The 21,267-nt window shown below is 67.0% G+C and carries 17 protein-coding genes; 10 read left to right on the top strand and 7 right to left on the bottom strand.

Annotated features, from left to right (window positions below):
• Window positions 1-81 precede the first annotated feature (81 nt).
• Entirely contained in the window at window positions 82-1,305 is a 1,224-nt protein-coding gene (locus K8M09_RS09090) for an MFS transporter (protein WP_160784422.1), read from the top strand.
• Here K8M09_RS09090 and dgcA read toward each other — a convergent pair.
• The gene (gene dgcA / locus K8M09_RS09085; protein WP_160784421.1) at window positions 1,275-2,258 is read right to left on the bottom strand and encodes an N-acetyl-D-Glu racemase DgcA; all 984 of its coding nucleotides are present in this window, start codon (window positions 2,256-2,258) and stop codon (window positions 1,275-1,277) included. The two genes, K8M09_RS09090 and dgcA, sit on opposite strands and share 31 nt — an antisense overlap.
• A 143-nt stretch (window positions 2,259-2,401) precedes the next feature.
• On the opposite strand from dgcA, the gene K8M09_RS09080 reads away from it, so the two are divergent.
• The 4 genes from K8M09_RS09080 (at window position 2,402) to K8M09_RS09065 (ending at window position 6,506) form a co-directional block, all read left to right on the top strand.
• A complete protein-coding gene (locus K8M09_RS09080) occupies window positions 2,402-3,556 on the top strand; it encodes an MlaE family ABC transporter permease (RefSeq protein ID WP_380734014.1) in 1,155 nt (384 codons plus the stop codon).
• An 8-nt stretch (window positions 3,557-3,564) separates the two neighbouring features.
• Window positions 3,565-4,344 (top strand): ABC transporter ATP-binding protein, encoded by a 780-nt coding sequence (locus tag K8M09_RS09075; protein ID WP_160784419.1) that lies wholly within the window; start codon window positions 3,565-3,567, stop codon window positions 4,342-4,344.
• Between the two features lie 54 nt (window positions 4,345-4,398).
• Window positions 4,399-5,769 (top strand): MlaD family protein, encoded by a 1,371-nt coding sequence (locus tag K8M09_RS09070; protein ID WP_160784418.1) that lies wholly within the window; start codon window positions 4,399-4,401, stop codon window positions 5,767-5,769.
• A 119-nt stretch (window positions 5,770-5,888) separates the two neighbouring features.
• Entirely contained in the window at window positions 5,889-6,506 is a 618-nt protein-coding gene (locus K8M09_RS09065) for an ABC-type transport auxiliary lipoprotein family protein (protein ID WP_160784417.1), read from the top strand.
• A gap of 158 nt (window positions 6,507-6,664) precedes the next feature.
• On the opposite strand, the gene K8M09_RS09060 is transcribed toward K8M09_RS09065, so the two are convergent.
• Both K8M09_RS09060 and K8M09_RS09055 read right to left on the bottom strand, forming a co-directional pair.
• Window positions 6,665-7,642, bottom strand: coding sequence for a Tim44 domain-containing protein (locus K8M09_RS09060; RefSeq protein ID WP_160784416.1), 978 nt, complete (start codon window positions 7,640-7,642; stop codon window positions 6,665-6,667).
• Window positions 7,643-7,798: 156 nt separating this feature from the next.
• The gene (locus tag K8M09_RS09055; protein WP_160784415.1) at window positions 7,799-13,627 is read right to left on the bottom strand and encodes an apolipoprotein A-IV repeat region-like domain-containing protein; all 5,829 of its coding nucleotides are present in this window, start codon (window positions 13,625-13,627) and stop codon (window positions 7,799-7,801) included.
• Window positions 13,628-14,156: 529 nt separating this feature from the next.
• Here K8M09_RS09055 and K8M09_RS09050 point away from each other — a divergent pair.
• Together K8M09_RS09050 and K8M09_RS09045 are read left to right on the top strand one after the other, a co-directional pair.
• Window positions 14,157-14,525 carry an Hpt domain-containing protein gene (locus K8M09_RS09050; protein WP_160784414.1) on the top strand — a complete coding sequence of 123 codons (369 nt, stop codon included), beginning with the start codon at window positions 14,157-14,159 and terminating at the stop codon, window positions 14,523-14,525.
• A gap of 204 nt (window positions 14,526-14,729) precedes the next feature.
• Complete coding sequence (locus K8M09_RS09045; RefSeq protein ID WP_023512203.1) at window positions 14,730-15,050, top strand: 2Fe-2S iron-sulfur cluster-binding protein; 321 nt, start codon at window positions 14,730-14,732, stop codon at window positions 15,048-15,050.
• Between the two features lie 434 nt (window positions 15,051-15,484).
• Here the strand turns inward: K8M09_RS09045 and K8M09_RS09040 are convergent, their stop codons facing one another.
• Window positions 15,485-16,093, bottom strand: a complete 609-nt coding sequence (locus K8M09_RS09040) for a DUF922 domain-containing Zn-dependent protease (RefSeq protein ID WP_229342255.1) — start codon at window positions 16,091-16,093, stop codon at window positions 15,485-15,487.
• A gap of 144 nt (window positions 16,094-16,237) precedes the next feature.
• Between K8M09_RS09040 and folP the strand changes: the two genes are divergently transcribed.
• Genes folP through folK form a run of 3 tightly spaced genes read left to right on the top strand, consistent with a single transcriptional unit; the run spans window position 16,238 to window position 18,008 of the window.
• On the top strand, window positions 16,238-17,131 hold the full coding sequence (gene folP / locus K8M09_RS09035) for a dihydropteroate synthase (RefSeq protein WP_160784412.1): 894 nt from the start codon (window positions 16,238-16,240) through the stop codon (window positions 17,129-17,131).
• Between the two features lie 3 nt (window positions 17,132-17,134).
• A complete protein-coding gene (folB, locus tag K8M09_RS09030; RefSeq protein WP_160784411.1) occupies window positions 17,135-17,503 on the top strand; it encodes a dihydroneopterin aldolase in 369 nt (122 codons plus the stop codon).
• The gene (gene folK / locus K8M09_RS09025; RefSeq protein ID WP_160784410.1) at window positions 17,493-18,008 is read left to right on the top strand and encodes a 2-amino-4-hydroxy-6-hydroxymethyldihydropteridine diphosphokinase; all 516 of its coding nucleotides are present in this window, start codon (window positions 17,493-17,495) and stop codon (window positions 18,006-18,008) included. Before folB ends, folK begins: the two co-directional genes overlap by 11 nt.
• A 3-nt stretch (window positions 18,009-18,011) precedes the next feature.
• Here the strand turns inward: folK and K8M09_RS09020 are convergent, their stop codons facing one another.
• The 3 genes from K8M09_RS09020 to K8M09_RS09010 all read right to left on the bottom strand — a co-directional run bounded on the left by K8M09_RS09020 (window position 18,012) and on the right by K8M09_RS09010 (window position 21,248).
• Window positions 18,012-18,560 (bottom strand): hypothetical protein, encoded by a 549-nt coding sequence (locus K8M09_RS09020; protein ID WP_160784409.1) that lies wholly within the window; start codon window positions 18,558-18,560, stop codon window positions 18,012-18,014.
• A 148-nt stretch (window positions 18,561-18,708) separates the two neighbouring features.
• On the bottom strand, window positions 18,709-19,776 hold the full coding sequence (locus tag K8M09_RS09015) for a YcjF family protein (RefSeq protein WP_160784408.1): 1,068 nt from the start codon (window positions 19,774-19,776) through the stop codon (window positions 18,709-18,711).
• Window positions 19,773-21,248 carry a YcjX family GTP-binding protein gene (locus tag K8M09_RS09010; RefSeq protein ID WP_160784407.1) on the bottom strand — a complete coding sequence of 492 codons (1,476 nt, stop codon included), beginning with the start codon at window positions 21,246-21,248 and terminating at the stop codon, window positions 19,773-19,775. The genes K8M09_RS09015 and K8M09_RS09010 overlap by 4 nt, the downstream gene beginning before the upstream one ends.
• Window positions 21,249-21,267 lie beyond the last annotated feature (19 nt).

Genomic DNA, 21,267 nt, shown 5'->3' with positions numbered 1-21,267 from the left:
GCCACCCGGCAGAAATAGCGCATTGGCGTACGTACATCGGCGTGATAGAGCGGAGGGCGTTCCAACGCAGGTTCCCCGCCAATGACAGCCCCTTCCGGGTCCATGATGACCACCGGCGCGCCGCCGTATTTCGCCGCGCGCATCGCTCTCGTCTTCTGCGCGCCGATGATGGTCAACGGCATCGCCCTGCCGTTCTTTCCGATCTGGCTCGAAACCCTGTCGATGAACGATTCGCAGATCGGCATCGTTCTGGCCTTGCCGATGTTCGTGCGCGTCTTCACCGCGCCCGTGGCGGGCACCATCGCGGACCGGCTCGGCGAGCGCTCCATCGTGCTTCTGTGGTCGGGCGTGCTGTCGCTGCTGACGGCGCTGCTCTTCTTCGGCATCAAGGGGTTCTGGCCGGTTCTCTTGCTCTACACGCTGCAATGCGCGGTCTATTCGCCCTATGTGCCGATCACCGACGCCATTGCGCTTTCAGGCGTTCGGCGCTGGAACATCGATTACAGCCGGATGCGGCTGTGGGGCTCGCTCGCCTTCATCGTCGCCACGATGATCGGCGGGTGGCTTGCCGGTCTCTATGGCGGGGCCATGGTGCTGCCGGCCATGGCGGCGGCCTTCTCGCTGACGGTGCTGGGCGCCTTCATCGTGCCGAAGATCGGCCGGCCGCGCCGGCCGTCGCCCATCGCGGCCATGGCCACCATGCCGGCCGCGAGCACGCTGCGGCAGCGCGATGTGCAGCTCATGCTGATCGGCGTCTCGCTGGTCAATGCGAGCCACGCCATGCTCTACGCCTTCTCCGTGATCTACTGGCGCGACGCGGGCTTCAGCGGCACGGATATCGGTATCCTCTGGAGCGTGGGGGTTCTGGCGGAAGTGATTCTCTTCGTCTTCGCGCTCCGGCTGAAACGGCGCTTCAATCTCTGGTCCATGATGATCTTCGGTAGCACGGTGGCGGTCGGTCGCTGGCTGGTCTTCCCGCTCGACATGCCTTTCGCCGGCTATTTCGCGCTGCAATGCCTGCACGCCTTCACCTTCGGCATCCTGCATGTCAGCGTGCAGAGCAAGCTGGTGGAGCGTGTCGCGGAGGAGCAGGAGGCGGCGGCGCAGGGCCTCTATTTCTTCTACACCGGCATGTTCATGGCGGTCGCCACCTTCGTCTCGGGCTATGCCTTCAACTGGTACGGCGTCGACGGTTTCTATCTGATGTCGGTCATCGCCGCGGCGGGGCTTGCCTGCGTGATCGCCGGGCGGCTGGTCGCGCCGCCCGTGGGCGCTCAGCCCCAGAGCGCGGCGTCCGGCGGATAGACGTCCGAACCTTCGTAGCGCAGGCCGGGGTCGCGGTCGCGGGCGAGCAGCAGCGGGCCGTCGAGATCGACGAAATCGGCGCCCTGCGCCAGAAGCACCGCCGGGGCCATGCCCAGCGACGTGCCGACCATGCAGCCGACCATGATCTTCAGGCCGTGTTCGCGCGCCGCTTCGCGCAGCGCCAGCGCCTCCGTCAGCCCGCCGGCCTTGTCGAGCTTGATGTTGATCGCGTCGTAGCGGTCGGCGAGTTTCGCCACGTCCTCGCTGCGGTGTACGCTTTCGTCCGCGCAGACGGGGATGGGGCGGGCATGGTCGCGCAGCGCCGAATCGTCGCCGGCCGGAAGCGGCTGCTCGACAAGGGCGATGCGCGCCTCGGCGCAGAGCGCGAAGTGGTAGGCGAGGTTTTCCGCCGTCCAGCCCTCATTGGCATCGAGGATGATCGCGCTTTGCGGCGCACCGGCCCGCACGGCGCGGATGCGCGCGGCGTCGTCGGGCGTGCCGACCTTGACCTTCAGCAACGGCCGCCAGGCGTTTTCCGCCGCCTGGCGCTGCATCGCCTCGGCTTCGCCGAGCGAAAGCGTGTAGGCGGTGACGAGTTTTTGCGGGGCGGCGGCGTTGACGACCTGTGCGGTCGGCACGCCGGAAAGCTTGGCCTCTAGGTCCCAGAGCGCGCAGTCGATGGCGTTTCGCGCCGCGCCGGCCGGCATCGACCGGGCCAGGTCCTCGCGGCCGATACCGTCCTCGACGGCGCCGCGCATGCCCTCGATGGCAGCCAGAACGCCGGCGACCGATTCGCCGTAGCGGGCATAGGGCACGCATTCGCCCCGGCCGCTCCGGCCCGATGCGCCGATGGTGCAGGTCACCACCTCCGCCGTCGTTTTCGCGCCCCGCGAAATGGTGAAGGACCCGGCAATCGGGAAGCTTTCGGCGGTGGCGGCGAGGGTGCGGCGCATGGGATCGATCCTGAAAGGCCCGGAAAATTTCGAGGGAAATTTCGCGGCGGGAGGCGGCATTTGGCCGTTCGTTCGGTGACAGACGGCCGGCAAGCCGGTAAGACAGGCGCATGTTGTCCCAAGCACGGGAAGATGCAAGAGACTTGACCGCCGCCGCCAGCCCCACAGCCGAAATCATCAGCGAGAGCCTGCCGGGCAACGGCGGGGAGATCTGGCGTCTCTCCGGCCTGTGGGTGAACACGACCGCCGTGGCCGCCGGCAAGCGCCTTGCCGCGATGGCGGGCGGGCGAGGCGGTGCTCTCGAAATCGACCTCAGCGGCGTGAGCGAGATGGACACGGCGGGCGCATGGCTGCTGCGCCGGGCGATCACCGAGCGGCAGGCGGGCGGCGCGCAGGTGAGCGTCACCGACCGCGAGGGTGCGCGCTATGCCGACCTCATCGCGGCGCTGCCGGAAAAGCTGGCGGAGCCGCGCGTGGCCAGGCCGCCGCGCGGCACGCCGTTCGAGCGCATCTTCGCGCCGGTCGGCCGCGTCACGATCGATATCTGGGACGACGCGGTCGCGGCCATGTTCATTCTCGGCTCGGCGGTGCGTGGGGCGCAATTGAAGCTCGGGCGCAGGAGCGGCGTTTCGCCGGCCGCCATCGTACACCAGATCGACCATATGGGCGTTCGCGCCGTGCCGATCATCCTCCTGATGTCCTTCCTCATCGGCGCGATCATCGCCCAGCAGGGCGCGTTCCAGCTCCGCTATTTCGGGGCGGAAGTCTTCGTCGTCGACCTCGTCGGCATTCTCCAGTTGCGTGAAATCGGCGTGCTCCTGACCGCGATCATGATCGCCGGCCGCTCCGGCAGCGCCATCACGGCCGAAATCGGCTCGATGAAGATGCGCGAGGAGATCGATGCGCTGAAGGTCATGGGCCTCAGCCCCATCGGCGTGCTCGTCTTCCCCCGGCTCGTGGCGCTGACGGTGGCGCTGCCGCTTCTGACGATCATCGCCAATTTCGCGGCGCTCGGCGGCGCGGCCGTCGTCGCCTGGGCCTATTCCGGCATCACCTTCGATACGTTCCAGTCGCGCCTTCGCGAGGCCATCGACCTTTCCACCATCGTCTCGGGCATGATCAAGGCGCCCTTCATGGCGCTCATCATCGGCATCGTCGCCTCGGTGGAGGGGCTGAAGGTGGGCGGCAGCGCCGAATCGCTCGGCCGGCACGTCACGTCCTCGGTGGTGAAGTCGATCTTTGTCGTCATCCTGGTGGATGGCCTCTTCGCCATCTTCTACGCCGCAATCGACTTCTAGGGGCAGACATGGATCCGGTAAAACAGGATGACGTGGTGCTCTCGGTCAAGGACCTGACGGTCGGCTTCGGCAGCAACATCGTCCTCGACAGGCTGAACCTCGATATCTATCGCGGCGAAATCCTCGGCTTTGTCGGCGCGTCCGGCACCGGCAAGTCGGTGCTGATGCGCACGGTGCTGCGCCTGCTGCCGCGCCGCGCCGGCAGCATCGGCATCTTCGGCAAGGATTTCGACAAGGCCTCGGAAGCCGAACGGCTGGCGCTCGACATGAAGCTCGGCGTGCTCTTCCAGCACGGCGCGCTGTTTTCCTCGCTCACGGTGAAGGAGAACATCCAGGTGCCGATGCGCGAATATCTCGACCTGCCGCAGGCGATGATGGACGAGTTGGCCCGCCTCAAGATCGAACTGGTGGGCCTTGCGCCCGAGGCGGCGGACAAGTTTCCCTCCGAGCTTTCAGGCGGCATGATCAAGCGCGCGGCGCTGGCGCGCGCGCTGGCGCTCGATCCGGCGCTGGTCTTCCTCGACGAGCCGACCTCCGGCCTCGACCCCATCGGCGCGGCGGAATTCGACGAGCTGATCGCCAAACTGCGCGACACTCTGGGCCTCACCGTGTATATGGTGACTCACGACCTCGACAGCCTGTTTTCGGTGTGCGACCGCATCGCCGTGCTCGGGCAGAAGAAGGTTCTGGTCGAAGGCACGATCGAGGACATGCTGGCCTTCGACGACCCGTGGGTGCAGTCCTATTTCCGGGGCAAGCGGGCACGGTCGATCGTGCGGAAGACGTAAGGAACAACCGGGACCTGACGGCCCCGGCGGATAGAACTGCGGCAGGATGGACGCATGGAAACGAAAGCCAACTACGCCCTCGTCGGCTTCTTCACCGTGCTGGTCATGGCGGCGGCCTTCGTCTTCGTCTACTGGATGACGCAATACGGCCGCGGCGGCGACATGGCTCAGCTCGTGATCCGCATTCCCGGCTCGGCGAACGGCCTTTCCGTCGGCTCGCCCGTGCGCTTCAACGGCATTCCGGTCGGCTCCGTGCGCAGTCTCGCCATCGATTCGAAGGACCCGCGCTTCTCCGTCGCCATGACGGAGGTCTCCACCACCGCGCCGGTCAAGCAGTCCACCTCGGCCGTGCTGGAAGTGCAGGGCCTGACGGGCGCGGCCTATATCGAGCTTGGCGGCGGCAATGCGGGCGATCCGAACATCCTGCGCGAAGCCTTCGACAATGAGACCTTCGCCACGCTGCAGGCGCAGCAATCGAGCGTGACGAACATCCTTTCGACCGCCGACAAGATCCTCAAGCGCGCCGATGCGGCGATCACCGATATCCAGGGCTTTGTCGCCGATGCGCGCGGCCCGCTCACCAACACCATCCAGAATGCCGAGAAATTCTCCGGCTCGCTCGCCCGCAACGGCGAGAATATCGACGAGTTCCTGAAGAGCGTCGGCGCGCTTTCGGATACGTTCACGGCCCTTTCCGGCCGGCTGGATTCCACGCTCGCCTCCGTCGACGCGCTGATCAAGGCGGTCGATCCGAAGAAGGTCGAGGACTTCGTCGGCAATGTCGACAAGGTCAGCAGGGACATTGCCGACGCCTCGGGCGAGGTGAAGACGACCGTCGAGGGCTTCCGCAAGACGGCCGAGACCTTCGATGCCTTCGGCAAGCAGGCGACCGCGACGCTCGACAAGGTGGACGGCCTGATGGCGGCGGTCGATACGCAGAAGGTCAGCGGCGCCATCGACAACATTTCCGTCGCCACCGCCGATGCCCGCAAGGCCGTCGCCTCCATCACCGGCGTCGCCGACCGGATCGGCGCGCGGCAGGAGGATATCGACCAGATCATCACCGATGTCCGTGACATGAGCGGCAAGCTGAACGCGGCCTCCACGCGTGTCGACGGCGTGCTCGCCAAGCTCGACGGCTTCCTGGGCGAGGGCGATTCCGAATCGCTCTTCGCCGAGGCCAAGGCGACGCTGCAATCGATCCGGCAGGCGGCGGATACGCTCAACGGCCGCATCGGGCCGATTGCCGACGGGCTCCAGCGCTTCTCCGGCTCGGGCCTGCGCGATGTCGAGGCGCTGGTGCTGGATACGCGCCGGACGATCCAGAATCTCGACACCGCCATTTCCGGCTTCGAGCGCAATCCGCAGCGCCTCCTGTTCGGGGGCGATACGGTCAAGCAATATGACGGCCGGACCCGGCGCTGACGGGCGAAGGTGTGGCCCAGGGTCCACAACCGCCGGCAGGGCAGCATCCGGGCGCGAATGCAGCCGTGACAGCGTGCCGTGCCGCTGCTACACATCGATTCCCATGGTTTGAGGATGAAATGACGGTATCGGATATGGAGTTGTTGCGGAACGGGACCGTGGCGCGCGCCGCTCTCATCGCCGTTCTGGCTGCAACGCTTGCTGCCTGCGGCAGCGCTCCGGCCAAGAACGATACGTTCAGCCTCTCGGCCGCCGCCTCGCTGGAAGGGCCTTCGGCAAAGAACCGCCAGATCCTCGTGCCGCAGCCTTCCGCGCTGAAGTCGCTCGACAGCGACCAGATCGTCATCCGCACGTCGCCGTCCGAAATCCAGTATCTCGCCCAGTCGCAATGGGGGGACAGCCTGACCAAGATGGTGCAGGCCAAGCTCGTGCAGGCCTTCGAGAATACTGGCCGTCTCGGCGGCGTCGGCATGCCGGGGCAGGGGCTGGCGATCGACTACCAGATCGTTACGGATATCCGCTCCTTCGAGGTGCAGACCTCGGGCGCGGATACGGCGGTCGTCGTGATTTCGGCGAAGCTCCTGAACGACCGCAACGGCACGGTGCGGGCGCAGAAGGTGTTCCGCGCGACGGCGCCGGTTGCAGGCTCCAGCAATGCGGCCTTCGTGAACGCACTGGACGCGGCCTTCGCCAACGTCACGGCCGATATCGTCGGCTGGACGCTGAAGGCCATCTGATCAGGAAAAGCCTCTCGTTCGGTCTTCTCCCTGTAAGCGGGGCGAAGAGGCATAGCCGCGTGGCTTTTCTTCAGTCACGGGAAAACATCGCCGACGTTTCCTTCTCCCCGCAAGCGGGGAGAAGATCGCGGTCGCGGATGAGGGGCTGACGCCTGCCGTCAGCCGGCTTGGACGCCCTGGATGGCCGAAACCTTCCACTCGCCGCCATTCCTGCGCAGGAAAGTCCAGACCTCGACGGCTTCCGTGAGCGTGTCCGGATCGCCGGAAACGGGCTTGCCGGTCGCGCGGTCACGCATCACGTCGATGCTTTCGTAGCGCAGGGCGACGGTGGCGTATTCGTCCGCACCCTCGCGCCAGGCCTCGGCAACATCGCCTTGGACGAGGTGGATGTCGCGCACCTCGTTGCGCAGGCCCTGCGTGGCGTTGTCGCCGATCTCTTCCGCCAGATAGGACATGGCCTCGGGCGTCGTGATCTGGCGCAGCGTGCGGAAATCCTCCGCCGCATAGGCGGCCTGGAGTTCCTTCAGCATGCTTTCGAACTGATCGAGGTCGGCCGGCTGGATGCCGATCTCGTCACCGGGTTTGGACTGGGCCGCCGGCTGGCGGCTGCCGCTGCCGATGCGCGGAATCTGGAAACCGGGCGTGCCGTTATTGTCCTGCGCGCTGCGGGCGGAAGAGGGCACGCCGGCATAGGCCGGGGCGTTCTTCTGCGCGAACATGCGGCGCAGGACCATGAAGAGACCGGCGATCAGCGCGATCTGCAGGAGCAGGCCGAGGAAGCCGACGCCGCCGCCAAGGCCGTAGCCGAGCAGCATGCCGACGAGACCGCCGAGCATCAGGCCGCCGAGAAGCCGGCCGCCGAAGCCGTTGAAGAGGCCGGGCCGGGGCGTGTTGGCCGTCGTGTTGCGGCTGGCGGAGGGCTGGGCCGACTGCTGGCGCGTCATGGTACGGTCGATGGGCTGGGCGTCGGTCGGGGCGGTGCGCGTCGTGGACGGCGTCGAGAAGGTGCGGGTGCCACGGCTGCCGAAGCCGCCCCCGGCGCGGCGGGCCTCGGCCACGTCCACCACCGTCATCATCATCACGACCGCGACCGCCAGCATTGCAAGAACGCGGCCAAACCCCTGTATCAAAATCATATTCTTCTCTCTTCCCATACGTCATGCGACGCGTTGGAAAGCATATAGAGGCTGTGCTCCCGGTTTTTAAGGTTCCGGCCGTTCAAAAGTGGGTGATGGAAAAGCAAAACGGCCGCCCGTGGGGCGGCCGTTTCGTCATTCCGGTTGCCTCACCGCTCAGTTGAAGCGGCCGGCGGCATGGGCCAGCATGGTGTAGACCTTGCCGGTATCCGACGTGAGGTAGGTCTGCGTCATCACCTTGTCGCGGTCGTTGCGGGCAACGTCGGCGAGCAGCTTCTCGAAGTCCGAGATGTAGCGGTCGACGGCGGTGCGGAACTCCGGCTCACGCTCGTATTTGCGCTTGATCTCGTCGAAGGTCTGCTGGCCCTTCAGCGTGTAGAGGCGGCGTGTGAAGACGTCGCGCTCGCCGCGCTGGTAGCGGCGCCACAGGTCGACCGAGGCATCGTGATCGATGGCGCGGGCGATATCGACGGACAGCGAGTTCAGCGATTCGACGACGTGGCGGGGGTTGCGGTTGTCGGCCGGGCGGGCAGCCTGGCCTTCGCTGCGCGGCTGACCGAATTGGGCTTCCTCACGCGAAACTGCGCCGCGCAGGAGGTCGCGCATCCAGCCGCCTTCGCCGGCCGCCTTGGCTTCGGCCTCGGCGGGCACAGGCTGCGTGCGCTGCGGCACGGTGGCGGCGGCCGCACGCTCGAGGCCGAGGCTGCCGCGCAGCGGCGTCTGCTCCTCGCGGCGCGGTTCGATGCGGGGCTGCTGCTGCACCGGCTGGATCGCCTGGGCGACCTGTGCTGCGGCGGCCTGCGCGACGGGGCGGGAGACTTCCAGCGCCGACGAGGACTTGCCGATGATGTCGGAGAGGTCCTGAAGGGCCTTGATCTGCTCGCTGACGGCGCGGCGCATCTGGGCGGCGTTTTCCTTGGCTTCTTCCGGCAGGTCGAAGGCGCTGCGCTTCAGTTCGCCGCGCGTCTGGTCGAGTTCCTTGCGGATCTCGCCGGCGGCGCGGCGGATTTCCTCGGTCGCGCCGGAGAACTTGCCGATGGCTTCCTCGACGGCCTCGCGCATCGCATCGCGCATGGCGGCGGTGGCGGTTTCGGACTTCTGGCCGGATTCGGAAAGCAGGCGGTCGACATCGGAGAGCGAGGCGCCGACGCTGCCGCGCAGGCGGCTCGCCACTTCCTTGGTCCGCTCTTCGGCGCGCACGAAGGCGCCCTCGACGGACTGGCCCGCTTCCTCGCCGGCCTTGACGAGCTGGTCGCGCAGCGTCGTGGCCGCGACTTCCGCGCGCTTCTCGGTCTCGCCGAGAATGCGGCCGACTTCGGCGAAGGACGACTGGATGCCGCCGCGCAGGTTGCCGGCGATCAGGTTCGAACGCTCTTCGGCGCGGCTGAAGGCGCCTTCGACCATGCCTTCCAGCGACTGCATGGTCTTCTCGATCTCTTCCGAACGCTGGACGAGGCCGATGGAGAGCGAACGCAGCGCGTCCTGCCGCTCTTCCAGCGTCGAAACGAGGTTCGACTGGGCGGCGGCGAGGAGGTCGGAGGCCTGCGACAGGATCTTCGAGTGGTCCTCGAAGCGGCCGACGATGCCGCCGATCTGCGAGAGCGTGCCGGCGGAGATGTCGGAGAGGCGGTCGACCTTGCCTTCCAGCAGGCGCGAGGTGGTCGCGACCATGTCGGAGGCGCGCTCGGCGGAAGTGGAGAAGCGCTCGGCCGTCGAGGTCAGGCGGCCGTCGATGGCGCCGAGCGTTTGGCTCGCCGCATCGACCATGCCGGCAATCGCGCCGTTGCTGTCCGAAAGGCGGGCGATCAAGCTTTCGACATTGGCCTGCAGGCCGGTTTCGATGGCCTGCATCGCGCCGGCGGCTTCCTCCGTGCGGGCGGAAATGGCGGCGAGCGTGTCGGCCGTGCGGGCGGAGATCGCGTTGATGAGCGCGGCGTTCTCGTTGCGCAGGCGTTCGGCGCTGTCGCGGGCGACGCCGGTGATGCGGTCGGCGGCTTCGCGGCCGGCGGCGGCGTAGTCCTCGATGACCGGGCGGGCTTCCTCGTTGATGAGGCGCGACAGTTCTTCCGTGCGGCTGGCCAGCATGGAGTTGAGTTCGCGCGTGCGGTCGTCGAGGGCCGAGCGGATGGAAGCGCCGCGCGCTTCCAGCGCTTTCTCGGCATCGCCGAGGCCGGTGTGCAGGGACTGCGCCTGGCTGGCGAGGCGGCCTTCCGTCTCCGCGAAGCGGGCGACGGCGGAGGAGGTGGTCTCCTCGACGGCGCGGGTGAAGGCTTCGTTGCGGGCCGACAGGTTCTCCGCGAATTCCTCGCCGGTCTTGGCGATGTTCTCGGCGGCGCGCTGGGCTTCGACACCCATTTCCTGGGCCGCGCGGGAAACCGCGCCGCGCAGGGAGGTGGAGAGGCTGGCGAATTCCTCGCCGGTCTTGGCGAGCGACTGGGCCGAGCGGATCGCCTCGGCGTCCATGTCCTGGGCGGCCTGCGAGACGGCGTCGCGCAGCGTCTGGGCAAGGCCGGCGGCCTTGCCGTCGATGGTGCGGTTCACGCTGTCGAGACCGATGGTGAGCGCCCGGTCCATCGTGCCGAGGCGTTCCTCGATGCGGCCGGTCTTCTCGTCGATGGTCGCGGCGATACGGTCGGCGGCCTCGCCGGAAAGGCGCTCGATGTCGCCGGCGCGGCTGGCAAGCGTGCCGTCGATGCGCTCGGCGGCTTCCCCGGTGACGCGGGCGATATGGCTGGTGCGGTTCGCAAGAGCGCCATCGATACGTTCGGCCGCTTCTTCGGCAAGACGTTCGATCTGGCCGGCGCGGTTGGCGAGGGTGCCGTCGATGCGCTCGGCGGCATTGCCGGTTACCCGCTCGATATCGCCAAGGCGGCTGGACAGCGTGCCTTCGATGCGATCCGCCGCGGCGGCGCTGACGCGTTCGATATCGTCCAGACGGCCGGAAAGCGCGCCTTCGATACGGTCGGCGGCATTCGCGCTAATGCGCTCGATATCGCCGACACGGCCGGCAAGCGCCGCCGCGATGCGGGCGGTCGTCTCGTCGCCGATGCGGTCGACTTCGGCGATCGGGCGGGAGAGGGCGTCGGAGACGCGCAGCGACACGTCGCTGCCCACGCGGTCGATTTCGGTCAGGCGCTCGGAAAGCGTGTCGGAAATGCGCGAGGCGGCGGTGTCGACGATGCCGGAGACATGCTCGACGCTGTGCTCGATACGGGCTTCCAGCTTGCCGAGGTTTTCTTCCAGCTTGCTGCCCGTCGTGTCGAAGCGGCTCGCGACGCTGTCGACGGTCTGTTCCATGCGCGTGCCGAAGGCGTTTGCCGCTTCCGCGATCTGCGCGGTGGTCTCGCCGAGGCGCTCGGCCACGGCCCCGGCGCTTTCGCGCACGCGCTGATCGAGAAGGGCGGCGCTGCCGTCGATGGTGCGGCGAAGGGCTTCCTCGTGCTGCTCCAGCGACATTTCCAGCATGCCGGCGCTGGTGGCGATCGAGGTGCCGATGGAGGTCGCCTGATCGTTGAGCGTTTCGGTAAGCTGGTTGCGGCCTTCGGCGATGGCGACGTTGATCGCGTTGATGCGGTCGTCGAGCGTCGCGCGGATCTGCTCATGGGTGGAGACGAGCGAGCCGGCAAGCTCCGAGGCGCGGCCGGACAGGGCTTCGGCGATGCCGGCGGCGCGGCCGGAGAAGGCGTCGGCGAATTCGGCGGCCTGGCCGTGCAGGACGCCGCCAAGCTGCTGGCTGCCTTCGGTCAGCACGCTTTCGACGCGGTTGGCGGCGAAATCGATGGCCGACTGCATGGAGCCGGCGCTGTTGGAAAGCACCGAGGCAAGGTTGGCCGTGCGGCCGGTGATGACCTCATCGATCTGGCGGGCGGCACCCGTCAGCGCGGTCTCGACGCGGTTCGCCGCCGTGCCGACCGACTCTTCGAGCTGGCTGCCGGTCTCGTTCAGCATGGCCGAAAGGGCGGCGGTGCGCTCGGTGAGCGCGCTGTCGAGGCGGTTGTGGCTGGCCGCGATGGTGGAGGTGATCTCGTCGGCGCGGGCGCCGAGCGCTTCTTCCATGCGGGCCTGTGCGGCCTGAATATCGGTGGCGATGGCCGTGCCGCGCGAATCCAGCGCTTCCACCAGACGGCGCTCGCTGCCGGAAACGCTTTCCGCCAGGGCTTCCGCCCGCACGCCAAAGCCGCTTTCGATGCGGTTCTGGACATCGGCGAGGCCGCCGAGCAGGGCTGCGGACTTTTCGGTCAGGATCGCACCCATGCGCTCATGCGCGCCGCCAACGGCGTTGCTGATCGCATCGGCATGGCCGGAAACGGCGTGTTCCAGCACTTCCTGGCTGGTGGCGAGCGTCGTCGCCAGCGCGAAGGACTGGTCGGTGAGCGTGTTGCCGAGGCGGTCGATGCTGGAGGTCAGGATGCCGTCGATCGAGTCATGGCCGCTGGCGACCGTTTCGTTGATGCGGGCAAGGCTCTCCATCAGCTTGGAGTCGAGCGAGCCGGCGCGCTGGTCGAAGGCCTGCGCGAACTCTTCCACGCGCTGGTCGAAGGCGCTGGCGATCTGGCCGACGGTGGCCTGCATGCGTTCGTCGAAGAAGCCGGAGCGCAGGTCGAGGTCCATGACCGTGTCGTCGGCGGCGTTCTTGAGGCTCTGGCGGAACTGCGCGCCCTTTTCGTCGAGCGCGGCGTTCATCGACTGGAGCACATGATCGAGCCCGCCGGTCACGGCCTGCTGGCCGATGGACAGGCTTTCGCTGATCTCGCGGGTGCGGGCGATCAGCGTCTCGTTGAGCTGCTTGGCGCGTTCGTTGAGCGCCGCGTTCAGCTTTTCCGTGTTGGTGTCGAGCGAGGAGGCGCGCGTCTCGAACTGCTGAAGCAGGTCGCGGCCGCGGGAATCGAGGCTCTTGGTCAGGAGATCGAGACGGTTGTCGAATTCGTTGGCGAGCGCCACGCCCGAGGAGCTGAGCGTGGAGAGCAGGCTGTCGGTGCGGGCCGAAAGCATGGCGCCGATGGTCTGCGTCGCGCTGTCGGACTGTTCCATCAGCAAGGCGGCGCGCGTGTCGAGCATGGAGGCGAAGGCCTCGCCCGAGGTCGCGATGCGCGCGGTGATGCTGTCGCCGGCACTCGCCAGCTCGTCCTTGAGCTGTTCATGCGCGCCGGAAATGGAAGAGCGGATGCGCTCGGCATGGCTGACGATCGCCTCGCGCTCGGAGCCGAGTTCCTGAACGAGCGTGCGCACGCGCATCTCGTTGTCGGAATAGCTGCGTTCCAGCGCGTTGACTTCCGAATGCACGAGGGTCTCGAGTTCGGTGGCGCGGGCGATGGTGCGCTCGATGCCTTCGTTCATGGCCGAGACTTCGCGGCGAACGGCCTGGCCGACCGACATGATGCGGTCGCTGGCGACGGTCTCCGGCTCGGAAAGGCGCAGGGCGACTTCGGCCATGGAGCGGGCGGCGCTGCGCAGTTCATGGGCGCGCGCGATCATCACCGCGAAGGCGAAGAAGAGCATGATGGGCATGAGGATGGCGACGAGCATGCCGATGGCGCCAGGCAGGGCGACAAGGTTCGCCACCGAGCGGATCTGCCAGATCTGCGGCGCATAAAGCAGGTTCGCGACGCCGAGGCCGCCGATGACCCAGAGAACGGAGGCGAGGATCGCCATGCGGATGGGGCCGCGCGAGGAGCGCATGTCGAGCGATTTCAGGATCGCCGCCGGCGTCTTGCGCGCGCCGTCATTGGCCGGGGTGAAGGCCGGCGCCTTGGGGGCGGGTTCCGGGTTCAGGCTGCGCGGGGTCTCGCCGGATGCGGGCTGGCCGGCCGGCTTTTCCTGCGTCTTGTTTGGAATGCGGCTTGCTGGCTCAGACACGCGGGCCTCCGAAGCATCCTTCTTGGGAGGCGTTTCCGGCACCAGATCGTCGAAGTCGATTTTCAGTGCTTCTTCAAGGGCCTGGAAGGCCTTCTCGTCGATCGACTCGGTGGACTTGTTCGTCGCCATGCGGATACGCCTCGTTACCATGTCCGGGATCGGGCTTCATGCGCGCCGCCGCTGCTCGGGCGCATTCGAACCGTCCGGTTGGTGGCCGGTCTTGCTGCATACCCTCATGGCAAGCAGCGTCCGGGCCGCCGTTCATTCCAAATTCGCTCGATAGACCGAAAAGGCGAAGCGGTGTATCTCCGCCCACGGCTTATCCACCGGGAGTATCCGGTCGTATCGTAGTGACACATTAGCCTGTATCACACAATTCATTGCCATCTCCCTTCGCCCGAAACTTAACAGGAAGTTAAAATCGGCCGAATCTGTATCGCGATGGAAAACCTGAGAAAATGGCGATTTTTCAGCCGTTAACCATAGTTTGCGATTCATGCCCATTTTGCGCCGTCTTTTAATCGGATAGGCGCCGCCGCCACGCAGAATGAAACTCCCGTGTCCCCGGCGAAGGCAGGCGCAAGGCGCCCCCGCCGCACCGGCATCTGCGTGCATCACAACGAAACAGCGTACGTAGCGTATATAAGGATATTGGCAAATGGCAGCGCTCAACATCGCATTCGAAGCGCCCGACAATGCAGGCGGCGCCTGTCCCGCAAAGGGACGGCCGATCGATCTGGTACACCTTGCGCGCCAGACCATGGGCGACAAGGCGCTTGAACTCGAAGTGTTGCAGATGTTCGCGCGGCATGCCCGCGAAAGCATGAAGGAACTGGCGGCCACCGAGGGCGAGGCCCGCGCCGCTGCCGCTCATCGCCTGAAAGGCTCGGCCCAGTCCGTCGGCGCGGTCGCGATCAGCAAGGCGGCCGGTGCGCTGGAGGACGACCCGGCGGATGCCGCCGCGCTTGCCGGCGTCACGGCGGCTGTCGTGGATGCGGAAAATTTCATCCTGAAACTCTGCCGCTGAGCGGCGTATCGCCCGCCGGGCGGCCCGGCGCGGCGGGAAAAGTCGATGGCGCGTCCGGGCCAGCCTGCACCCGGCCGGGCGCGCGATGTTGACTGGCGAGGGGTTTTGTTGGAAACAACCGCCGGAAAACCGGTGGCTCGGGCCAGCCTCCGCCGGTCGATCATTCGCCCGCTTCGGGCAGCCTCACAGGATCCGGAACCCATCATGAGCAAACTCACCATCGTCGCCTTCGACGGCACCCGCCACGAACTGGATGTCGCCAACGGCTCCACGGTCATGGAAAACGCGGTGCGCAACTCCGTGCCGGGCATCGAAGCCGAATGCGGCGGCGCCTGCGCCTGCGCGACCTGTCATGTCTATGTCGACGACGCCTGGAGCGCGACCGTCGGCCCGCCGGAAGCGATGGAAGAGGACATGTTGGACTTCGCCTACGAGGTTCGCCCCACCTCGCGTCTTTCCTGTCAGATCAAGATGTCGGATGCGCTCGACGGGCTCGTGGTCCACGTGCCGGAACGCCAGGCCTGACATCTTTTTTCATCGATGTTCGATCGAACGGCCCGCATCGCAGTATGCGGGCCGTTTGCGTGTGCGACGGTCTTCTTCTGCCGGCGGCAAGAAGAGTTTCGGTTTTCTGTAGAATAGACGGGCAAAAAAGAGCCTCGCCGGTCGGTCAGGACGAGCGAGGCCAGGAGGGCGCATCGCAGACAGGAGAGGGAGGAGACACCTGCTGCTCTATTGGGACGCGCCAGGAGAACCTGTTGGAAGCCGCTTCATGCCATTTCGGGAAGAAGGATCGTCTTCCCGTTCACTGTTGGATTGACAGTACGATGATTTGCGGAATTGCGCTATCGCTAGAATTCATCGGTTATTTTACGCATGCGATGCCGTCCCGCGCCTGACGGGCGGCTTTTCCACTGGCGACACTTCGGGAAATACATGCGCAGCGGCCTGCGCTTTACTCAGTCGGTGCTTTTGAGGCGGTGCGTCAGCAGGCGCATCATCCGGTCGTTGAAGTTCTTCGACTCGATCCGGTCGAAGCGCGCCTGATCGGCATCGTGCCGGGCGACGGCGTCGGCGGTCGCCCGGTCGACGCGCGCCTGCATGCGCTCGCAATCGGCTTCCGGCGGCAGTTTCCGCAAGGTGCGTTCCAATTCGCGGGCGTGGTTGCGCGCGATTTCCGCATGGCGCTCCTCATGGCGCTTGATATCGCGCGAGAGCGTATCCCAGATGAGGGCGAGGGAAGGTGTGGCGCGCTTGCGGTTCTTCCAGCGCGGCAGGATGATCTGGGTGGAGAGCGTGACATTGGCCTCGCCCACCGCGCAGCGGCCGCCGCGCCGTACATAGGTGACCGAGCCGCCCCATTTGATGCGCGTGGCGCCTGGATGGCGCGCGCCGCTGTGCTTCATCATCGGGCCGCGCTTCGACAGTTCCTCGTCGAGTTCGGCCGCCGTGCGCCCGCCGATGGGAAAATAGGAATAGCTCTTGGAGGCGATGGTCTCGGCATGGGCGGACTGGAGGGGGAGGCAGGCGAGGGCGGCAAGGGCCATCAGGCGGGCGATGGACGTCATCGAAATCTGTATTCCTTTCGCCATCGGTCGCCCGATGGTGTGCCGGCGGACGGGGCCGGTTGAACTTCCCTTAAGCTTGGGGCATAGGCTCGGCGAGCGCAACACCCTTTCCGGGGCGCTGGTTAATCGGGGAAGGAAACCGTCATGTTCTCGCCGTTCGCGCCCATGCGCTGGGCCCTGGCCCATGGCCGGCATCTGGAACTCGGTCCCCGTGGCATTCTGATGGCGATCGTCAATGTCACGCCGGATTCCTTTTCCGACGGCGGCCGCTTCGACAGCGCCGACAGGGCGGTGGCGCAGGCGATCCTCTGTCTGGAAGAGGGGGCGGAAATCGTCGATATCGGCGGGGAATCGACCCGGCCCGGCGCCGCGCCGGTGACGGCGTTGGAGGAGCAGGATCGCATCCTGCCCGTCATCGAGGCGCTTTCCGGCGCCACCGACGCCATCATTTCCGTCGACACCTACCGCGCGGAGACGGCCCGGCTTGCCGTCGCCGCCGGCGCGCATATCGTCAACGACGTTCATGGCTTGCAGAAGGAGCCGGGCATTGCCCGCGTGGCGGCGCAAACCGGGGCGGGGCTTTGCATCATGCATACCGGGCGGGACCGCGAGAAACTGCCGGACGTGGTGGAGGACCAGTATCTCTTCCTCGGCCGGTCGCTGGAAATCGCCCGCGAGGCCGGGGTGAAGCGGGAGGCCATGGTGCTCGATCCCGGCTTCGGCTTCGCCAAGGAGACGGACGAGAACCTCGAACTGATGGCGCGCTTCGGCGAGCTTTACGGTTTCGAACTGCCCATTCTCGCCGGCACCTCGCGAAAACGCTTCGTCGGGGCCGTGACCGGCCGCGAGGCGGCGGAGCGGGACGCCGGCACGGCCGCCACGACGGCGCTGCTGCGCGTCGCCGGCGCGGCGGTCTTCAGGGTGCACGATGTCGCAATCAACAGGGATGCGCTTGCCATGGCGGATGCTATGCTCGCCGCGGGGCGCAAGGTGACGGAGCGCGAGGCGCACGCCGTTCACCCAGCCAGACAGGAATAGATCATGACCACCACCTACACGATCACGCTCAAGAACTGCGCCTTCTTCGCCCGGCACGGCCTGCACGATGCCGAGGAATTCCTGGGCCAGCGCTTCTTCGTCGATGCGGAGCTGGAGGTGCGGCCCTTGCGCCCGCTCTCCGACGACGCCATCGAATCCACCGTCGATTACGGCGTCGCCTTCCAGGAGATCGAGAAGATCGTCACCGGCCAGCGCCGCTATCTCATCGAGGCGCTGGCGCAGGAGATCGCCACCGTGCTTGCGGCACGCTTCCCGCAGATTTCCCGCGCCCGCATCACCGTGCGCAAGCCGAATGCGCCGGTGCCCGGCGTGCTCGACTATGTGCAGGTGACGGTGGACCATGTCGTCTGAGGGTTTCCGCAAGGCGACGCTCGGCCTCGGCGGCAATATCGGCGATCCGGTGCAGGCGATGGCGGAGGCGCTGCGCGCGCTCGATGGGCGGGCGGACAGTCGCGTCCTCGCCGTGTCGCGGCTTTACAGGACGCCGCCATGGGGCAAGACGGACCAGGACTGGTTCTTCAATGCCTGTGCGCTGGTAGAAACGACGCTCGCGCCCGAAGCCCTGCTCGACACCTGCCTCGATATCGAGCGCGTGATGAAGCGCGAGCGCAAGGAGCGTTGGGGGCCGCGCACCATCGATATCGACGTTCTGACCTTCGAGGGGGTGGAGCAATCGGGGGGGCGGCTGGAACTGCCGCATCCGCGCATGACGGCGCGCGGCTTCGTGCTGATGCCGCTTGCCGATGTCGCGCCCACGCTCGAGGTTGCGGGGCGGACGGTCGTGGAATGGCTGGGGGATGCGGATATTACGGGCATCGAGCCGGCGAGCGCCGGCCCGGACTGGTGGAAGCCTTGAGGCTTACTTGATCGAGCCGACGGCGATGTCGTCGAGGTTGCGGTCGAGCGACAGGCCGATGACCGGCACCATCTTGTTCTCGACCTTCACCGAGATGGTGATGTTCATCTTGTTGTCGCTTTCGAGTCGGGCGATCATCGCGCCGTTCAGCTTCTGGCGGTTGATGCCGACGACCACCTTGTTGCCGTTGACCTGGCCGGAGGTGATGTCGAGGCCCTTGCCGCCCGCGCCGTCGAGGAACTTGCCCTTGTAGGTGGCGCCGGCCTTGGTGATCAGCGCCGACATCGGCTGCTTGAACACGCCGACGCGGCAGAAACCGTCGAGCTGGATGCCGGCGCTCTTGGCGACCGCGCTTTCGCCCGTCAGGTCGCAGTTGAACTTGGTGCCCTTGTATTTGCCGGCGACGATTTCGCCGCTGCCCTGCCAGTTGCCGGCGACCTGATCGAAGAAGGCCTTGTCGCGCGGACTGGCGGTGGCCGGCAGGGCGAAGGCGGTGGCTGCGAGAATGGCCGCTGCGGAGGCGCGGGCGATCAAAGAAGTGCGCGGGTACATGAACGATCCTTGATGGGCGAGGGCCTTGCGGCCTTGCTTTGGTGGAACGAGATTTGCGCGAAAATGGTTAATGGACGGTTTCCCGCCGCCTTGTCCTTCGTCATTTGATGGGGTGTCGGCGCCTGAAAAACGGGGTGTTGCCGTCCGGTCACGCCTCGTCGCGGCGGCCGCTTCCGCCGCCCGGCGTCAGGTCGCCGATGAAATCGCCGATGCCCGGGCGTTTCAGGGCGCGGAAGGGCATGGGACGGCAGAGATCCATGGCGGCGATGCCGATGCGCGCCGTCATCAGCCCGTTGATCACGCCTTCGCCGAGCCGTGCGGAGAGCTTCGACGCCAGCCCGTGGCCGAGGACCTGCTGCACGAGGCTGTCGCCCATGGCGATGGAGCCGGTGACGGCAAGATGGGCGACGACGTCGCGCATCAGCCGCAGCATGCCGATCTTGCCCGGCCGGCCGCCGTAAAGCTCCGCCATGCCGCGCACCAGCCGGCTGCATTCGTAGATCACATAACCGAGATCGACCAGCGCGCGCGGGCTGACGGCGGTAACGATGGAGACGCGCTTGGCTGCGCCGAGGATCAGCGCGCGGGCCTCCCGGTCCAGCGGTTCCATCAGCTCCCGTTCGGCAAGATCGACGAGATGGGCGGCGTCGATGATCTCGCCCTCCGTCTCGGCCAGCCGTGCGCGGCCGCGCGCCGTCTGCGGGCGGGCGGCGAGAAGATGGACGAGGCGGCCGACGATGGCGCGGCCGGCGGCGGGTTTCGGCGAGGCGGCGGCCTCGATCACGTCGCGCTTGAGGTCCTGCACGGCGGCGAGGCGGCGAAGGCCGATGAGTTCGCGCAGCACCACGCCGAGAAGGGCGAGCACCGCGATTGCGGCGGCGGCGAGGGCGAGATAGCCGAGCCAGTCGTTGCGGCTGAAGAGGTCGCGGATCAGCGCATCCACCCACAGGCCGACGGCGAGCGAGAAGAGCAGGCCGAGCGCGCCCATCGCGATGCCGCCGAGCGTGAGGCGGCGCGGGCGCGGGGTTGCGACCGGCGGCATGAAGTCCGGTAGGTCGGCGGTGGTGGCGATGAACGGGTCCTCGGCGTCCGGCGTCAGCCGCACGGCCTCGTCGAAGGCGGCCGGGGGGCGGGACCTTTTTTCGCTTTGCGGCTCCATCGCCGAGGCATCGGCGGGCAGGGTGAAGGCGGCGGGCTTGCGCGGGCGGTCGTTCATGCGAGCCGGTCTCCGATGAGATATTGCAGCGCGCGGTCGAGCCTGATGTGCGGCACGGACAGTTTCAGGCCGCCGCCCGTCTCCTCGATATGCGGCGGGCGGAAGCGCACGAAGTTGAGAGGGTGCGGCGGCGCGCCTTCAGGAGACGATTCAAGCGCTTCGAAAAGTGAATCCGGATTTTGCGGCAAGTCCCCGGGAAATATCGCGGTTTTCCGTTCGCCGTCGAAGGTCTCGCCGTCGATTTTCTCGCCCGCCATCGGCACGCCGACGATGACCGGCAGCTCCTCGCCGCCATGCTTGACCGTCGCCTCGCGGGTGGCGCGCACGGAGGCGAGCGCCATCACCTCGATGCCCGCGCCGCTCATGCCGATGCGCTCGATGGCGCGTTCCACCAGCCGGCGCGTCACCGCTTCCAGCCGGGGATGGCTTTCGTGGTGCAGGTGGTCCGCCTTGGTCGCGGCGATCACGATGCGGTCGATGCGGCGCGTGACGAAGGAGGAGAGGAAGCTGTTGGTGCCGGCGCGGAAGCAATCGAGCACGTCGCCGAGCGCCCGCTCCAGATCGTGTACCGCCTCCGCGCCGCGATTGATCGCCTGCAGCGCGTCGATGAGCACGATCTGCCGGTCGAGCCGGGCGAAGTGCTCGCGGAAGAAGGGGCGCACCACATGGGTCTTGTAGGCCTCGTAGCGGCGCTCCATCATGGCCTGCAGCGAACCCTTGGCGGGCGTGCCCTTGGTAAGGTTCGGCAGCGGCGCGAAGGTGAGGGCGGGCGAGCCTTCGAGGTCGCCGGGCATCAGGAAACGGCCGGGCGGGAGCGTGGAGAGCGAACGCTCATCGGATTTGCAGGCTTTCAGATAGGCGGTGAAGGCTTCGGCCAGCGTGCGGGCCGTCGCCTCCTGCGCCTCGGCGGCGGGATCGACGGTACCTGCGAGCGCCAGCCAGTCGCGGGCAAGTTCGGCGCGGATGCCGGACCCCGCCAGCGCGACGGTGTTTTCGCTGAAGGTGCGGAAATCCTGGCCGAGCAGCGGCAGGTCGAGCAGCCATTCGCCGGGATAATCGACGATGTCGATGGAGAGTTTTCCCGGCGAGAACAGGCGGCCCCAGCCGGAGGCGCTTTCATAGTCCAGCGTGAGGCGCAGTTGCGAGATGGCGCGGGTCGAATCCGGCCAGAGGCGGTCGGCGACGAGGGCGCGGATATGGTCCTCGTACTGGAAGCGCGGCACGGCGTCGTCCGGCTGCGGCTCCAGCCGGATTTTCGAGACGCGGCCGGAGCGGCCGGCCTCGAAGAGCGGCAGGCGGCCGCCGTTCAGCAGATTGTGGACGAGGGAGGAGATGAAGACCGTCTTGCCGGCGCGCGAAAGGCCCGTCACGCCGAGGCGGATCGACGGGTTGACGAGATTGGCGGCGCGGCCGGTCAGCGCGTCGAGCGCGAGCAGGGCTTCGTCGGTGAAGGTCGTCAGGCTAGGCGGCACGGTCTCTTTCCAGCTTCGA

It is taken from the genome of Shinella zoogloeoides, assembly GCF_020883495.1.
GTDB classification, from domain to species: Bacteria; Pseudomonadota; Alphaproteobacteria; order Rhizobiales; family Rhizobiaceae; genus Shinella; species Shinella zoogloeoides.
The sequence above is the reverse complement of the archived record's forward strand: the minus strand, read 5'-3'. Positions and strand labels throughout refer to the sequence as shown.

Bases quoted from the DNA above. Each gene is read 5' to 3' on its own strand.
- dgcA (WP_160784421.1), bottom strand. From the start codon at position 2,258: ATGCGCCGCACCCTCGCCGCCACCGCCGAAAGCTTCCCGATTGCCGGG.
- folK (WP_160784410.1), top strand. From the start codon at position 17,493: ATGTCGTCTGAGGGTTTCCGCAAGGCGACGCTCGGCCTCGGCGGCAAT.
- K8M09_RS09070 (WP_160784418.1), top strand. From the start codon at position 4,399: ATGGAAACGAAAGCCAACTACGCCCTCGTCGGCTTCTTCACCGTGCTG.
- K8M09_RS09065 (WP_160784417.1), top strand. From the start codon at position 5,889: ATGACGGTATCGGATATGGAGTTGTTGCGGAACGGGACCGTGGCGCGC.
- K8M09_RS09075 (WP_160784419.1), top strand. From the start codon at position 3,565: ATGGATCCGGTAAAACAGGATGACGTGGTGCTCTCGGTCAAGGACCTG.
- folP (WP_160784412.1), top strand. From the start codon at position 16,238: ATGTTCTCGCCGTTCGCGCCCATGCGCTGGGCCCTGGCCCATGGCCGG.
- K8M09_RS09090 (WP_160784422.1), top strand. From the start codon at position 82: ATGACAGCCCCTTCCGGGTCCATGATGACCACCGGCGCGCCGCCGTAT.
- K8M09_RS09020 (WP_160784409.1), bottom strand. From the start codon at position 18,560: ATGTACCCGCGCACTTCTTTGATCGCCCGCGCCTCCGCAGCGGCCATT.
- folB (WP_160784411.1), top strand. From the start codon at position 17,135: ATGACCACCACCTACACGATCACGCTCAAGAACTGCGCCTTCTTCGCC.
- K8M09_RS09040 (WP_229342255.1), bottom strand. From the start codon at position 16,093: ATGACGTCCATCGCCCGCCTGATGGCCCTTGCCGCCCTCGCCTGCCTC.
- K8M09_RS09050 (WP_160784414.1), top strand. From the start codon at position 14,157: ATGGCAGCGCTCAACATCGCATTCGAAGCGCCCGACAATGCAGGCGGC.
- K8M09_RS09055 (WP_160784415.1), bottom strand. From the start codon at position 13,627: ATGGCGACGAACAAGTCCACCGAGTCGATCGACGAGAAGGCCTTCCAG.
- K8M09_RS09060 (WP_160784416.1), bottom strand. From the start codon at position 7,642: ATGATTTTGATACAGGGGTTTGGCCGCGTTCTTGCAATGCTGGCGGTC.
- K8M09_RS09015 (WP_160784408.1), bottom strand. From the start codon at position 19,776: ATGAACGACCGCCCGCGCAAGCCCGCCGCCTTCACCCTGCCCGCCGAT.
- K8M09_RS09045 (WP_023512203.1), top strand. From the start codon at position 14,730: ATGAGCAAACTCACCATCGTCGCCTTCGACGGCACCCGCCACGAACTG.